Origin of the sequence: Alcaligenes aquatilis (assembly GCF_003076515.1) — a bacterium.
In the GTDB taxonomy this organism is placed as follows: Bacteria; Pseudomonadota; Gammaproteobacteria; order Burkholderiales; family Burkholderiaceae_B; genus Alcaligenes; species Alcaligenes aquatilis.
The window spans coordinates 3,564,177-3,579,392 of record NZ_CP022390.1; the positions used below are offsets into that span (position 1 = coordinate 3,564,177).

At 56.5% G+C, this 15,216-nt stretch carries 12 protein-coding genes; 5 read left to right on the forward strand and 7 right to left on the reverse strand.

The features are described 5' to 3' along the window. Nucleotides 1-44: 44 nt before the first annotated feature. Nucleotides 45-1,268, reverse strand: a complete 1,224-nt coding sequence (locus CA948_RS17805; RefSeq protein ID WP_108728549.1) for a methylated-DNA--[protein]-cysteine S-methyltransferase — start codon at nt 1,266-1,268, stop codon at nt 45-47. 9 nt (nt 1,269-1,277) lie between these two features. Here CA948_RS17805 and CA948_RS16325 point away from each other — a divergent pair, with 9 nt between their 5' ends. After that, nucleotides 1,278-1,580, forward strand: a complete 303-nt coding sequence (locus CA948_RS16325; protein ID WP_108728550.1) for a hypothetical protein — start codon at nt 1,278-1,280, stop codon at nt 1,578-1,580. Here the strand turns inward: CA948_RS16325 and CA948_RS16330 are convergent. Continuing rightward, nucleotides 1,561-2,124 carry a YggT family protein gene (locus tag CA948_RS16330; protein WP_094197728.1) on the reverse strand — a complete coding sequence of 188 codons (564 nt, stop codon included), beginning with the start codon at nt 2,122-2,124 and terminating at the stop codon, nt 1,561-1,563. The two genes, CA948_RS16325 and CA948_RS16330, sit on opposite strands and share 20 nt — an antisense overlap. A gap of 199 nt (nt 2,125-2,323) precedes the next feature. Between CA948_RS16330 and CA948_RS17950 the strand changes: the two genes are divergently transcribed. Continuing rightward, the gene (locus tag CA948_RS17950) at nt 2,324-3,163 is read left to right on the forward strand and encodes a hypothetical protein (RefSeq protein WP_203226726.1); all 840 of its coding nucleotides are present in this window, start codon (nt 2,324-2,326) and stop codon (nt 3,161-3,163) included. Nucleotides 3,164-3,390: 227 nt separating this feature from the next. On the opposite strand, the gene CA948_RS16340 is transcribed toward CA948_RS17950, so the two are convergent. Further along, the gene (locus CA948_RS16340) at nt 3,391-6,849 is read right to left on the reverse strand and encodes an indolepyruvate ferredoxin oxidoreductase family protein (protein ID WP_108728552.1); all 3,459 of its coding nucleotides are present in this window, start codon (nt 6,847-6,849) and stop codon (nt 3,391-3,393) included. 112 nt (nt 6,850-6,961) lie between these two features. Between CA948_RS16340 and CA948_RS16345 the strand changes: the two genes are divergently transcribed. The 3 genes from CA948_RS16345 (at nt 6,962) to CA948_RS16355 (ending at nt 8,656) form a co-directional block, all read left to right on the forward strand. Beyond that, nucleotides 6,962-7,420 carry an Lrp/AsnC family transcriptional regulator gene (locus CA948_RS16345; protein ID WP_009460635.1) on the forward strand — a complete coding sequence of 153 codons (459 nt, stop codon included), beginning with the start codon at nt 6,962-6,964 and terminating at the stop codon, nt 7,418-7,420. A 99-nt stretch (nt 7,421-7,519) separates the two neighbouring features. Next, nucleotides 7,520-8,032, forward strand: a complete 513-nt coding sequence (locus tag CA948_RS16350) for a hypothetical protein (RefSeq protein WP_108728553.1) — start codon at nt 7,520-7,522, stop codon at nt 8,030-8,032. A gap of 75 nt (nt 8,033-8,107) precedes the next feature. After that, nucleotides 8,108-8,656: a YaeQ family protein gene (locus CA948_RS16355; protein ID WP_094197724.1), complete on the forward strand. Its 549-nt coding sequence runs from the start codon at nt 8,108-8,110 to the stop codon at nt 8,654-8,656. A gap of 207 nt (nt 8,657-8,863) precedes the next feature. Here the strand turns inward: CA948_RS16355 and gltX are convergent, their stop codons facing one another. From gltX to mgtA, 4 genes are all read right to left on the reverse strand, one after another. Further along, nucleotides 8,864-10,273, reverse strand: a complete 1,410-nt coding sequence (gltX, locus tag CA948_RS16360) for a glutamate--tRNA ligase (RefSeq protein WP_094197723.1) — start codon at nt 10,271-10,273, stop codon at nt 8,864-8,866. 103 nt (nt 10,274-10,376) lie between these two features. Next, complete coding sequence (locus CA948_RS16365) at nt 10,377-11,018, reverse strand: response regulator transcription factor (RefSeq protein WP_094197722.1); 642 nt, start codon at nt 11,016-11,018, stop codon at nt 10,377-10,379. Continuing rightward, nucleotides 11,015-12,094 carry a sensor histidine kinase gene (locus tag CA948_RS16370; protein ID WP_166727080.1) on the reverse strand — a complete coding sequence of 360 codons (1,080 nt, stop codon included), beginning with the start codon at nt 12,092-12,094 and terminating at the stop codon, nt 11,015-11,017. Before CA948_RS16370 ends, CA948_RS16365 begins: the two co-directional genes overlap by 4 nt. Nucleotides 12,095-12,223: 129 nt before the next feature. Then, complete coding sequence (gene mgtA / locus CA948_RS16375) at nt 12,224-14,926, reverse strand: magnesium-translocating P-type ATPase (protein WP_108728554.1); 2,703 nt, start codon at nt 14,924-14,926, stop codon at nt 12,224-12,226. Nucleotides 14,927-15,216: the final 290 nt, after the last annotated feature.

Consider the following 15,216-nt stretch of genomic DNA (forward strand, 5'->3'; position numbering starts at 1 on the left):
CGGCCAATGGCCGGGTTTTTCATGTCTGCTAAAAAGTCGTGCCTCTATTGTGCGCGTTCACGCTCCAGCAAGGTTTTCTTGCGCTCCAGTCCCCAGCGATAGCCTGCCAGATCACCGCTTTGTCGCAAGACTCGATGGCAGGGGATGGCAATGGCCAGAATATTGCTGGCACAGGCTCGTGCGACTGCACGGGCTCCATTGGGCATATTCAAGCGTTTGGCAAGCTCGGTATAGCTTAAGGTCTGGCCTGCCGGGATCTGACGCAGAAACTCCCAGACACGCTGTTGAAAGGCGGTGCCTTGAATGTCCAGGGGCAGATCTAAGCCTTGGGTCGGTTCTTCTACCATAGCCAGTACTTGAGCGACCCGCTGATTGAATAGGGAATCTGCACCAATCAGTTCGGCAGTCTTGAAGCGATCCTGCAACTGTTCCAGCAAGATGTTGGGATCATCGCCTAAAGCAATGGCACAAATCCCGCGCTCGCTTTCTGCGACCATCAGTGCTCCCAAGCTGGATTGGGTAATTGCAAAACGAATTGGCTTGCCTGGGCCTTGTGGGCGAGGCGTTTTGGCCTGCAGGCGTTGACTTCGATGTACCTTGTTTGGGGCAGGAGCCGCTACGGGTGTGTGTTTGGGCATACGCCACAAATACCATGATGCGACGCTGCGATAGGGGGCCCAGGCTTGGCCAATGTCACGTAAAGCTCGGGCTGAGGGGGCTTTGTCCAGGCGCTTTAAATGGCGATAGCCCTCCCGCACCCCAAAGTCGTCTGCAGGCAAAATATCCTCGTGTTCCAGTGTGTACATCATCATCATTTCCACCGTCCAGCGGCCTATGCCGCGTAGCGTGGTCAATTGCTTGATCAGCTCTTCATCAGGCATTTGCAAAGCGGTGGCCTGATCGGGAATGATGCCATCCAAACGCGCCTGAGCCAGCCCCAAAATACTGTTGGCCTTGGCGCCGGACAAGCCACAAGCACGCAAGGTTTCATAGGGAGTGGCCAGCACCTGTTCAGGTGTTGGGCAGTGGCCGTGCGGATAAATATCAATCAGGCGTTGCAGGATGCGTTCAGCCGCACGGGTGTGCAATTGCTGATACACCACCGAGCGGATCAGGGCCTCGTAGGGGTCGCGCTCGGGGCGCGGTTGATGGATGCAAGGGCCCACATGGGTGACCAAGGCTTGCCAGTCCGGGTCCAGTGCGGCCAGGAATTGTTCGGCCTCGCGGTAGCGGTGGGCCCGGTCCTGTTTTGATGGAAGACGAGTCATGGAAGTGGTGTGCTGATTGGCGATGAGACCAGTATAAAGTCCGCCTTGGGACAAGACACCCTGGTTCTTGCTCTTGAATTCGGGGCAGGAAAGGAAGGTTTTTTCCAGACTTTGGAGGAGATCAGCCTAATTCAGAATGAGTTTGTTTGCTTGAATATGGCTGCGGGTTGCCGTGTTCTAGAGGATGACTCTGATGCGGTTCAGAAAGTTGGCAAATATCAAGCATGGCGACGCATCAAAGTAAAAAACCTGGGCGTGGCCCAGGTTTTTTTAAGCGTGCAGCGTGTCGTGCTTAGATTGGCACCAGGCTGAAAGCCGTGCGCGTGATAACCATATTAAGCACTTGGGTCAGCAGCAAGATGACCAGCGGCGACAGATCCAGGCCACCCAAGTCGGGCAGGACACGGCGTATCGGGTCCAGCAAGGGGGCAGTAATCGAGCGCAGCAAAGGCATGCTGGGTGATTGTGGCTGAATCCAGGATAGCAGGGCTTGCAACAGCACAACCCAGAAGATCAGGCTCAAGGCCCAGCGCAGCAAGGTAAAGACGGCTGCCAGCAAGAACATGGGGAAGTTCGAGAGCATAGACATGGATCCGGTCAGCACCATCGCACTGAGGACCAGGTAGACCAGTGCGCTTAGCCAGGCTGCGACCAAGGAGGTCCAGTCCCAACGGTTGCCGCTTTTGATCACGCGCCGCAAAGGCATGACCAGCCAGTCCGTGACTTTGAACATGGCTTGCGAATAAGGGTTGAAGGGATGGATTCTGAGCGCATAAACCCAGGCACGCAGTAGCAAAATCGTGCCCAGCAGCGACAGAACAATATGGATTAGGAAGAGGGCGACTTCACTGAACATAGTTGCTTGGTATGAATTGATGGGAGAGGGAATTGTCGCATGCAAGTGCTACAAACCAAAGAGCCACCCTGACCAGGGTGGCTCTTTGGGGAAAAATATAAAAGCGGCGTGTGATTAAGGACGCTTGCCAGTTGGGAAGGGCCAGGAGCCAGCGGGGTTGACGTCGTCGCGCAGCGGTTCGGCTGGTGATGCTGCCGTTTTGCTCGCTTTGCGGGCTGCGGTTTTATTACCTACCTTAGCGGTGGTTTTAGGCGTTGTGCTGGTCTTTGGGGTCTTGGTTTCTGCGGTCACGGATTTAACTTCTTTCTTCTTTGGAGCTACGGGTTTCTTGGCACTGGCAGCAGGACTGGCTTTTTTTGCCGCGGTCTTTACTGCTGCTTTGGTGCCGGCTTTAGTGGCAGGTTTTGCTGCCGCCTTGCTGGGAGTGGCTTTTTTGGCCACGGGTTTGCTTGCCTTGGTGCTGGCCGTTTTTTTTGCGGCAGCGGGGGCAGCAGGTTTTTTAGGAGCAGATTTAGCGCTGGATGCTTTGGGCGCAGTCGCTTTCTTAGCTACTGTTTTTTTAGCGACGGCCTTTTTGGCCACGGCTTTTTTAGCGACCGTTTTTTTCGCTGCTGTTTTTTTGGCTACGGTTTTTACGGCGGCTGTTTTGGTCGCGGTAGCTTTGACCGTCGTGTTCTTTGCCGCAGTGGTTTTCTTCACCGCTGCTTTTTTCGCAACCGTTTTCTTGGCCGGTGCGCTGGTTGCAGACTTGGCAGGCGCTTTTACAGCAGCCTTGCTGGTCTTGGTCGCAGTGGTTTTAGTGGGGGACTTTTGGGCAGCGGTTTTGCTGCTGGGACTGGTCTTGGTAGCGGAAGCTTTTACTGGTGCTGTAGCGGGCTTGGCTGGCGTTGCTTTTTTGGGGCTAGCTGTTTTGGTGCTTGCTGCTTTTGCTGCGCCTTTCTTGGCTGTTGCCATGATCATGCTCCTTGAGAACAAGTCTTTAGTTTGTCCACACCCATTTGACCTGGCCTGGAAAACTGCAATGGCCTTTTTCAAATGACGCAGGCGTCTAAGGTTAATACCTTATACGCTTAGCAGTCTAACGCAAGCCCTTACACAGTCAAGTAATAATCATGTAGCACAAGCATATGGCTTTGTTAATCCCCGCTTGCTGTCTCCAATAAGTTGCGTTCTGTACCTGTGCCATCAATTCCCCCAAAAAAAAGCCCCGCATAGGCAGGGCTGAAAGGGCAGGTTAATGGTTGCGACAGTCGTAGCGGGCAAGGCTTAGGCGGGAACCGCCTGAATTGTCAGACCTGTGTTTTTCAATTGCTGCGTTAACTCCGCGAACCGGGCTTCGTATTGCTTGGCTGACTCCATTTTCACGGGACCGAAGCCGCGCAATTGTTGGGGCAGTTCGGCCAGTTCCAATGCCGTGGCGTAGTTGGTCTGATCCAGATTCTTGCTCAAGCTGTTGAGCAGGCTCTGGTATTCGCGCCAGAAGCGACGCTCCATACGGCGCTCATGGGTGTAGCCAAAGGGATCTAGCGGTGTGTTGCGCAGACCTTTGCCTTTGGCCATCCAGCGCAGCAAGGTGGCCGTGCGGGGGCCCAAGGTGATCTTGCGTGGGCGACCTGTGGCCGGATCACGGCGTGCCAGTAAAGGCGGTGCGAAATGAAAGCGCAAGGAGAAGTCGCCTTCAAATTGCTGTTCCAGATCCTGGCGGAACGCGGGCGAGCTAAATAGGCGAGCCACTTCGTACTCATCCTTGTAGGCCATTAGCTTGTACAAGCTGCGCGCGGCTTTTTCAGTCAAGACGGGACGCTGGCCAGGACGCAGTTTTTGTTCGGCTTCACGCAGCGCATGGATGGTGCTGGAAAAGCGCTGGGCATAGGCGGCGTTCTGGTATTGCTCCAGGCTACTGGTGCAGCGCTGCATGATTTGTTCCAACGTTTCACGACGCTGCAAGGTTACGACTTGAGCGGCTGGAGCCAAAAGGCTGACCAATGCTTTTTCGTCGTGAGCCAGTACGCGCCCCAAATGGAAGGCATCCAGGTTGGCTTGAATAGCCACACCATTGAGGCGGATGGCCTGTTCAATCGCCGCGCTGCTGACGGGCAGGGAGCCTTGCTGCCACGCCATGCCCATCAGGAGCATGTTGGACAGCAGGCTATCGCCAAACAGCAGGGTGGCGGCCTGGTGAGCATTGAAAGAACGTACCTGGTTCTCGCCAGCGGTGGCCTTCAATTGACTCAGCAAGTGCTGTGCATCCAGCGGGGCATCGGGGTTGCGGGTGAATTCGGCGGTAGGGGCCAGGTATTCGTTGATGATGGCGTGAGTATGTCCAGGACGCAGGCAAGACAGGGCATTGGGGTGGGCGGCTGCCACCACGTCGCACAAAATGGCCAGGTCGGCCTGGCCGGGATCTACACGCACGGCACCTGTGTTCTCTTTGTTGGCTGACAGACGAATGTGGCTGATGACTGTGCCGCCTTTTTGCGCCAGACCTGTCATGTCCAGCACGGAGCTGGAGCGACCTTCCAGGTGCACGGCCATGGAGAGCACCGCACCAATGGTAATCACACCCGTCCCCCCCACGCCGGCCACAATCACATTGCAGTCGCGAGCTTGAATGGCAGCTTGCGGCAGCGTGTCCAGTTTGGCCAGCAACTGGGCCTTCATGTCGGCCTGACCGTTTTGATCACCACGGCGCAGGGCTCCGCCCATCACCGACACAAAGCTGGGGCAGAAACCGTCCACGCAGGAGTAGTCCTTGTTACAGCTGGACTGGTCGATCTGACGCTTGCGACCCTCGGGCGTTTCAGCAGGCACAAGAGACAGGCAGTTCGATTGCACACCGCAATCCCCACAGCCTTCGCAGACCGCCTTATTAATAAAGAGGCGACGGGCAGGGTCGGGGTACTCGTTCTTTTTACGACGACGGCGCTTTTCAGCCGCACAGGTCTGGTCGTGAATCAAAATGGTGACGCCTGGGATTTCGCGCAGTTCGCGCTGTAAGCGGTCCAGCTCGCGACGATGATGAACGTCCACACCGGCAGGCAGGCTGACACCGCGATAGCGCTCGGGCTCATCGGTGGTGATGACCACACGACGCGCACCTTCCCCAATGGTTTGCTGGCAAATGCGGGGCACAGAGATCGGGCCGTCAACGGGCTGACCGCCCGTCATGGCGACGGCATCGTTGAACAGAATCTTGTAGGTAATGTTGGCATTGGCGGCAATGGCCTGCCGAATCGCCAGATAGCCAGAGTGGAAGTAGGTGCCTTCACCCATGTTCTGGAACATGTGGCCCGTTTGGATAAAGGGGGACAGGCCCACCCAGTCCGTGCCTTCACCACCCATTTGAGTCAGACCACGGGTTTTGCGGTCCATCCAGGTCGCCATGTAATGACAACCCACACCGGCCATGGCCTGGCTGCCTTCGGGCACTTTGGTGGAGGTATTGTGCGGGCAGCCTGAACAGAAGTAGGGGCGGCGGGTCAGACCATTGGTGTCAATCGGTGCCAGGTTTTGCACCGTACAGGCAGGCAATTGCACATTGGCGTGATGGCTCAGCCAGCGACGCAGACCCACGGCCACACGGGCAGGGCTGAGCTGACCATCAGCAGGAATCAGTACTTCATTTTCAATATCGCGCTTGCCCGACACAGTGGGGCGCTGGGCACGGTTAAAGAGCAGGTTCTTTAACTGGTCTTCAATGATCGGGCCTTTTTCTTCAATGACCAGAACGTGGTCCAGACCTTCAATAAAATCGTTCAGCGATTGCGGGTTAACTGGCCAGCTCAAACCGATTTTCAGATGACGAATGGCGGGCAGATCCTTCAGACTGCTGAGCTGTTGCAGTGCGTCCAGCGTGTCCAGTGTGGCTTTGCCGGTGGACACAATACCGATACGCGCATCAGGTGCCGCTTCAAGGATGCGGTCCAGGCTGTACTTGTGGGCAAACTCGCGCACGCTATCCAGGCGGGCATCCAGAGTGCCTTCCATGGATGGCGTCAGGAATTTGCTGGGGTCATAGGGGTGTTTGCCGCCTTGCTTGTCGGCCAAGGCTGGGGCCAGATCATCCAAAGGGGTGATCTCGAAAGAGCGGCCGCTTTCCACGGTTTCGGTAATGGCTTTGAAGGCTACCCAGGAACCGGAGTAACGCGACAAGGCCCAAGCCCAAATGCCAAAGCGCTCGTATTCTTCAACAGAGCTGGGGTTGACCACCGGGATGCCCCAGGCGATCAGGGATTGTTCGCTGGCGTGAGGGATGGACGAGGACGAGGCCACGTGGTCATCACCCACAATCATCAGGACGCCGCCGTGCTGGGACGCACCGGCTGCATGGCCGTGGTGCAAGGCATCGCCCGCGCGGTCTACACCGGGGCCCTTGCCATACCACATGGAGAACACGCCATCGACAGTGCGGTCGTCACGCTCGCCCGCTTGCTGGGTGCCCATAATCATGGAAGCAGCCAGGTCCTCATTAATAGCAGGTTGGAAACGGACCTTGGCCTGGTCCAGATGCTTCTGGGCCTTCCACATGATCATGTCCACGCCACCCAGTGGCGAACCACGGTAGCCGGAAACAAAACCGGCGGTGTTCAAACCGTGCTCTTTATCCAGGCGAGCCTGGGTCAGCAACATGCGCACCAGGGCCTGTGTGCCAGTTAAAAAGATGCGTCCTGATTGGGCGGTCAGGTTGTCGCTTAGCTTGTATTGAGTGTCGACGGACTGCGTCATGATGAAACCTCCAGATAGAGATCATGATAGAGAGTCTGTCCTCGCTTTTTTTTGCGTTATAGTTGCGTGTATTCCCTATTCTTTGAAATGTTCATTTCGTAAATGTTTAAATATGGATAAAACTGACTTAAAAATCCTGGATGCCTTGCAGCTGGATGGTCGAGCCTCGGCTCAGCAGGTCTCCGAGCAGGTGGGTTTGTCCACTGCGCCCGTATGGCGGCGCATCAAGAACCTGGAAAAAAACAAGGTCATCCAGGGCTATTATGCGCGCGTGGATCGGCGTCAGGTGGGCCTGCAAAGCTGCATGTTTACCCAGATCAGTCTGGACCGTCATTCGGGTGAAATTGTCGATAACTTCATCCGTGCCGTACGCGATGCGCCCGAGATTCTGGAATGCCACGCCGTGACCGGTGATGCGGATTTTTTGCTGAAGATCATGGTGCCCAGCGCCGAGTCCTACGACGATTTCCTGCACCGCTTCTTGTTCAATATGCCGGGTGTGCGCCAAACCCGCACGATTGTGGCCATGCGCGAGATCAAGAATGTGACCCGCCTGCCTTTGCCACTTTGAAGCATCTTGTTATGGGGTAATACAAGCGCCTTCGGGTAGAATAAACAGGATTCGCCGACCTGCGGTGGGTCGGTATAAAAGCATGAAAGACGGGGTTTTATGACGAAGGCGAATATCTTGCGACGCACTTGCTGGGTTGCTGTGCTGGCGACCGTTTTTTTGAGCGCCTGCGCGGTCAAGGCGCCAGCTCCCGAGCCTGCTGCACAAACTGTTCCTGCCAAACCTGTTCATCCAGCATGTCAGCCCGCTGCGGCTGGAGATCAACTGGCTGGTAACTGGTTAAGCAAGCACCGCCAAAAAGGCGTGGTTGGCGAGCTGCGTACCTTGTTCACCCTGCAGGCCGATGGGTCCATGGCGTACACCGAACAGGTCAAACGCCCCAACAAGCCGTCGCAAGGTTTGAACGAAAGCGGTTGCTGGGTACGCAAGGGCAATGACTTGCAGATCCACACGCAAGAATCCAATGGGGTCATCACCGAGCCGGGCGACCCGATTTACGAAAACCACTACAACATCGTCACCCTGACAGCCCGCAATCTGGTGCTGCGTGATCAAAGTGGTACGACTTATCGCCTGACCAGAATGTCGCCTGGCTACCGCCTGCCATTCTGATTGCGGCGGTTTGAATGATTCCTGGCCGTCCTGGGGGCGGCCAGTTTTTTGTCTGTTTCTTTTGCTGGATGCTCCATGGCTCTGCGCGCAACGATTTATAAAGCTGAACTTAATGTGGCCGATAACGATCGGGCCTACTACGGCAGTCATACCCTGACACTGGCCCGTCATCCTTCCGAGACCGAAGAGCGGCTGATGGTGCGTTTGCTGGCTTACGGTTTGTATGCGCAAGCGGATGACGCTTTGAGCTTCTCACGCGGGCTAAGCGACTCGGATGAACCCGCCCTGTGGGAGCATGATCTGGGCGGCAATCTGTTGCATTGGCTGGAAGTGGGCCTGCCGGACGATAGACGTCTGATCAAAGCCAGTGGCCGTGCTGAAAAAGTGACGGTATTGGCCTATGGCCGCAATGTGTCCGTCTGGTGGAGTGGTATCAAGGACAAGATCAGCCGCGCTCGCAATATACAGGTTTATGCGCTGGATGCCGCCGGGACCGATGCTTTAGCCGCTCTGGCCGAGCGTGGCATGACCATCAATCTGAATGTTCAGGACGGCACGGTCTGGGCCAGCAGTGACAAAGGTGAAGCCACGGTTGAAGTCAGCCACCTGAATGCGCCTGTTTGAGTGCTTCCCATAGCCTTGGGGCGAGGGCAAGTGTATGGGGCATCATTTCAATGGTTTTACTGTGTGGGCGGTTGGCCCCCAACAAGGGGGAGTGTGAATCCGGTAGCTGTCTTGCATTTTCTGGCGATACGGACCGAACGATAAAAAGCGATAAAAACAAAAAGGGCACCTCGAATGAGATGCCCTTCAAGCACTTGGCGATAATGTTTACAGCCCAGCCAAACGCCCCAAAACCTTATCGCGTCCAACCAGAGCCAGCACCGCATCTACCGCAGGCGTTTGTTTCTGTCCTGTCACAGCGACACGCAAAGGAATTGCCAGCTTGGGCATTTTTACCTCGTGATCGGCCAGAACCTGCTTGATCAAAGCAGCCAGATTCTCCGTATTCCACTGTGGCAAGCTGATTGCCTTGCTGGCAAAATCACGCAGCAAGACACGCGCTTCCGGCGTCAACACCTCGGCCAGCAGCTCATCACTGGCAGGCTCGAAAGGACGGCAGAATAACAGGGCACCTTCAGCTAGTTGATTCAAGGTCTCGGCGCGGTCTTTTAATAAACCCATGATGCCAGGCAAATCCTGCCCGTCGGTCTTGCCTCCCAAGGCTTCAATACGGGGAGCCACGCGCTCGGCCAGATCCGCATTGTCGCTGGCCTTGATGTAGTGGGCATTTACCCAGTTCAACTTCTTGGGATCCCACTGCGAAGCCGACTTGCTCAGGCTGCGCGTATCAAACCATTCCACCAACTGCTCGCGGGTGAACAGTTCGTCATCGCCGTGGCTCCAGCCCAAACGAGCCAGATAGTTGACCATGGCTTCAGGCAAATAACCATCCTTGTCGTAATCCATGATGCTGACCGCACCATGGCGCTTGGACAGTTTCTCGCCATCGGGGCCCAGAATCATGGGCACATGACCGTACTCGGGCAAAGTCGCGCCCAAGGCCTGCAAAATCACAATTTGACGTGGCGTGTTGTTCACGTGGTCATCACCACGAATCACATGAGTGATTGCCATGTCCCAATCGTCCACCACCACGCAGAAGTTGTACGTAGGGGTACCGTCAGGACGGGCAATGACCAGATCGTCCAGCTCGCTGTTATCAAAGCTGATGCGACCCTTGACCATATCGTCCCAACTGGTTGCGCCGGACTGCGGGCTCTTGAAACGAACCACAGGCTTGCGGTCCGCCGGGATGGCAGGCAATTGCTTGCCGGCCTCAGGACGCCAGGTGCCGTCATAACGAGGCTTCAAACCCTGAACACGCGCTTTCTCGCGCATGGCTTCCACTTCCTCGGGGCTGCTGTAGCAGTAATAAGCATGGCCGTCTTTCAGCAACTGGGCGATGACCTCGCGGTAACGATCCATGCGCTGCATCTGGTAGAACGGACCTTCGTCCGCATCCAGGCCCAACCATTGCATACCATCCAGAATGCCTTGCACCGCCTCGGGGGTAGAGCGCTCCAGATCCGTATCCTCAATGCGCAGCACAAAAGAGCCTTGATGATGACGGGCAAAAGCCCAGGAAAACAGTGCGGTGCGCGCGCCGCCCAGGTGCAGATAACCAGTGGGCGAGGGGGCAAAACGGGTACGGATGACGTTGGAAGTAGACGTGCTCATAACTTGTGTGTGGCCTTGACCTTGGGAAGCCCGCATACGGGACCGAATCTGCGTATTTTAACCCAGCGCGTCAACTAAGAAAGAATCACCGCGCAGAAGTGTCCTACTGGCCTGTTTCCGTATTGAGCTGATCGAACTGGCGCACCAGCTCCGCCAGCGAAGCGGCCTGCATTTTTTGCATGACGCGGGCACGTCGCACTTTGACTGTGACCTCCTTCACATCCAGCTCGGCAGCGATCTGCTTGTTCAGCAGGCCTTGCACCACGCGCACAAACACATCACGTTCGCCCGCGTTCAGGCTGTCCCAGCGTTGCTGCAAGCTCATCTGGGCTTTGGCCTGTTCCTTGCGTTGCGCATCCGCGGCCAGAGCCGATTGCACGGCGTCAATCAGGGCCTGATCCCCGAAAGGTTTGGTCAGAAAATCCCAGGCCCCGTGTTTGATGGCTTTGACCGCCATATGAATATCGCCGTGGCCCGTAATAAAGATGACCGGCATGTGCAGCCCGCGCGACTCCATCTGTAAATGAAAGTCCGTGCCGCTTTGCTCGGGCATGCGCACATCCAGCACCAGACAGGCGGGGGCGTCAGATAAGGGATGCGCCAGAAAATCCCGCGTAGAGGCAAAGCTCAGTGCGTTCACCCCCACGCTGGCCAGCAAGTCGTCCAGGGCGGCGCGAATGGAGGGGTCATCATCAATGATGTAGACCGTGGGCGTGTTCAGAGAAGAGTCCAGATGATCTGTCATGGCGCCAAAGGTAAGGTGAAATGAAAGGCAGCACCGCCATCAGCTTGGTCAGTGGCCCAGATATGGCCGTTATTGGCATCAATAATGCTGCGGCTGATGGTCAGGCCCAGGCCCAGACCGGTAGCCTTGGTGGTCCAGAACGTATCAAACAATTGGGGTAACTGCGTGTCCGACAAGCCGGGACCATTGTCTTTAATGGAAAACAGCACCTTGCTGGTTTGCGGTTTATCGCCGGGCAAGAGGCGGGTTTCTATCGTGATACGAGCCGCATGAAAGTCCGAGGCGGGTGACAGGGCCTCGATGGCATTGAGCAGCAAATTGGCCATCACTTGCTGAATCTGAACCCGATCGGCAAAGACCTGGGGCAGATCGGATTGCAAGGCCAGGCGTAGATCAATATGCTGACGCCGCATCTCGCCATCTGACAGCTTGAGTAGTTCCGTCAAGGCCAGGTTCAAATCAAAAGCGCTGCTGGTTGGGGCTTCGTTGCGGGTAATGCTGCGCACCCGGTCCAGTACATCTTTGGCACGTTGGGCGTCGTCCGCAATCCGCTGTGCGGCAGCCTGTGCCTTCTCTATATTTGGCGGCGAGGCTTGCAGCCAGCGCTGGCAGGCACCGGTGCTGCTGTTGATGGCTGCCAGGGGCTGGCTGACCTCATGGGCAATGGAGGTACTGAGCTGGCCCAGCGTGGTCAAACGGGATAAGCGCAGCAAATGTTCGCGCGTTTCATGTGCGGCTGCCTGCACGGATTTGAGCTTGAGTCCCAGATACGTGGTGATGGCGATGGCAACCAGGCTGATTCCGGTATTGATCAGACCCACCTCGTAGTCGCCCGCACGGGTTAACAGGACGCTGACCACTGTCAGCACCATACTGAAACTTGCCAGGGTAATGACTTGTCGGGCCGACAGAAAACGAATCGCTATCAGCAGCAGCGGAGTATGAAAGACCGCAGCGGCGATAGCGTAGTTGGTGATGGTATCGGCAATAAAGACCAACGCCATCAAGATGCAAATGCCGGTCAGGGCCAAGGCGCGGTAGGTTTTGCTCGACAAGACGCTAAAAGGTGGTTTCATGTCTTTCGTGTGGGGGCAGGCAGCAGGATCGTATCTTTCGTGTCGTCATCATATACCTGGACTTGTATCTGATTGCCTATCCAGGTCTGGGCTCCCGACAGGACGGGTGGGAGCCCAGACCTGTCAGGTTTAGAACCACTGGCCAAAGCGGCGGATGTACAGCATTTTCATACCCTGTGCGACCAGGCAGTACGCCAGCAAGGTGCCGACCAGCCAAGGGAAGTACTCCCAAGGCAAAGGCTGCAGGCCAACCATGGCCCCCACACCGGAAAAGGGCAGGTAAATGCCGACAGCGGCAATTAGGAAGGTCATCAGCATCACAGGCAGGGCCGCCGTGCTTTGGATGAAGGGGATTTTTTGTGTACGCAGCATGTGAACAACCAGCGTCTGCGAGAGCAAGCCTTCGATAAACCAGCCGGACTGGAACAGCGATTGCAGTTCAGGCGTATTCGCCCCAAACACGTACCACATCAAGACAAAGGTAGTGATGTCAAAAATGGACGAGGTCGGGCCAATCCAGATCATGAAGCGGCCAATATTTTTGGCATCCCACTTGCGGGGTTTGCGCAGAAAGTCCTTGTCCATGCGGTCCCAGGGTAAAGCCAGTTGTGAGATATCGTAGAGCAGGTTCTGAATCAGCAAGTGGATGGCCAACATGGGCAGGAAGGGAATGAAAGCACTGGCCACCAGCACCGAGAACACATTGCCAAAGTTGGAGCTGGCCGTCATGTTCAGGTACTTGATGATGTTGCCAAAGGTCTCGCGGCCTTTGATCACGCCTTCTTCCAGAACCAGCAGGTTCTTTTCCAGCAAGATGATGTCTGCCGATTCCTTGGCAATATCCGTGCCGCTATCAACCGAGATCCCCACGTCGGCATCGCGCAGGGCGGGGGCGTCGTTGATGCCGTCACCCAGAAAACCGACGGTATGCCCATTGGCCTGCAGCGCTTTGAGCACACGTGATTTTTGTAGGGGCGTGAGCTTGGCAAAAACCGAGTGACGCTCGACAGCGCAACGCAGATCGGGGTCTTGCATCAGCTCGATTTCAGGCCCCAGCAAAGGCTTGCCGGGTGCCAGGCCTACTTCACGGCAGATTTTCGCGGTAATGATTTCGTTGTCGCCGGTCAGGACTTTCACGGCCACACCGTGCTCGGTCAGGGCGGCAATCGCTTGGGCAGCACTTTCCTTTGGAGGGTCCAGGAAGGTCAGCAAGCCTTGCACGATCATCTCTCGTTCGTCCTGGGCTTCGTAACGGTTTTTGGCCTGTTCGACGGGAATACGGCGAGTGGCAATCAGCAAGACACGGAAGCCGTCCGAGTTGTAGCGGTAGGCCATTTTCAGCAGACGGGCGCGCTGCTCGGTATCCAGTGGCAAACGCTGATCGCCCTCTTGCACGTGGGTGGCAATGCTAAGCATTTCTTCCACCGCCCCTTTGCAGACCATGAACTGTTCGCCCTGCGGATTCTGTACGACAACCGACAGGCGGCGACGTACAAAGTCAAAAGGCAGTTCGTCGATCTTGCGGTAGGAACCAATAGCTTGCAAGGCAGAGGGGGTTTGCTTTGCAAAGCGCAGCACCGCCTGATCCATCAGGTTTTTCACGCCGCTTTGGTGCAGGCTGTTGAGCAGGGCCAGTTCCAGAATGCGTGGGCTGTTGCGATCATCCAGGCCTAGATGGTGTTCCAGAATGATGCGGTCTTGTGTCAGGGTGCCGGTCTTGTCGGTACACAGCACGTCCATGGCACCAAAGTTCTGGATTGCGTTCAGACGTTTGACCACCACTTTGTTCTTGGCCATGGCGACTGCACCTTTGGCCAGGTTGGAGGACACAATCATGGGCAGCATTTCAGGGGTCAAGCCGACGGCAACGGCCAGCGCGAACAGGAATGCTTCGGTCCAGTCGCCTTTGGAAAAACCGTTGATCAGCAGCACGATGGGTACCATGACCAGCATGAAGCGAATCAGCAGCCAGCTAACACTGTTTACGCCCCGGTCAAACGAGGTCTCGGCGCGCGAACCCACAATGGCTTTGGCCAGCGAACCAAAATAGGTCTTGGCGCCGGTGGCTACAACCACAGCCGTGGCCGTACCGCTGACCACGTTGGTGCCCATAAAGCACATATTATTCTGTTCCAGCACACTGGCCTGGGAGCTGGAAGCAGAGGCGCTCTTGCTGCTGACGGCGCTAAAGACATCGTACTTTTCAACAGGCAGGGCTTCTCCTGTCAGGGCAGCCTGGCTGACGAATAAGTCGCGGGACTCGATCAGGCGCAGGTCTGCCGGGATCATGTCGCCAGCCGACAGGCGCACAATATCGCCGGGCACGATCTGGCTCATGGGGATCTCGCGTATGACCGTGGCACTGGACACGGTAGCGCGTCGTTGTACGCTGGCGGTGGTGCGCACCATCGCTTTCAGGGCCTGGGCGGCTTTGCCGGAACGGTACTCTTGCCAGAAACGCAGCAGGCCGCTCAAGGTGACCATGACCACAATAATCAGCACGCCGGTGTAGTCCACTTCTTCGCCTGAGCGTATGGGCAGGATGATGTCAGTGACGGCGCTGACCGCAGCCAGCACCATCAACACTGCAATAAAGGGGTTCTTGAAGGCCAGGGCCAATTGAACCAGGGCGTGGGCAGGCTTGTCCCGGGCGACCTCATTAGGGCCGTATTCGGTCAGGCGGCTCAAGGCCTGGGCGTCGGTCAGGCCGTTCAGATTGGCTTGCACAGCGGCCAGGGTTGTCTCCAGGCTAAGCCCGGTTTCGGTGGCCGTACGCAGCTTGGCGTCGTTGTCCACTGAACGCAGTGGCGAACGGTGTTGTTGAATGCTCATGGTAATGCTCCTGGGGTACAGGCGTGACTGTGCCGTCCATCCCAAGAGATGGACGCAGCAGATCCTGCCGACCGGTTTGAGGGTCGGCAGACTACAGGTAAGAACAAGCGGATTTATTTAGTCAGCGTCAGGCCGTGTTGTTACGCCAGGCAAGAGCGGGGCGATGGCTGGGGACAGCGCGCTCGGTATGGCACGGTGTAGCAAGTGGCGATCGGCAAGGCGCAAAGGCCCGGATCGGTTCTGTATGAATAATGCGGTGCATGGTTGGCTCCTGATTGTGCTGCGCAAGT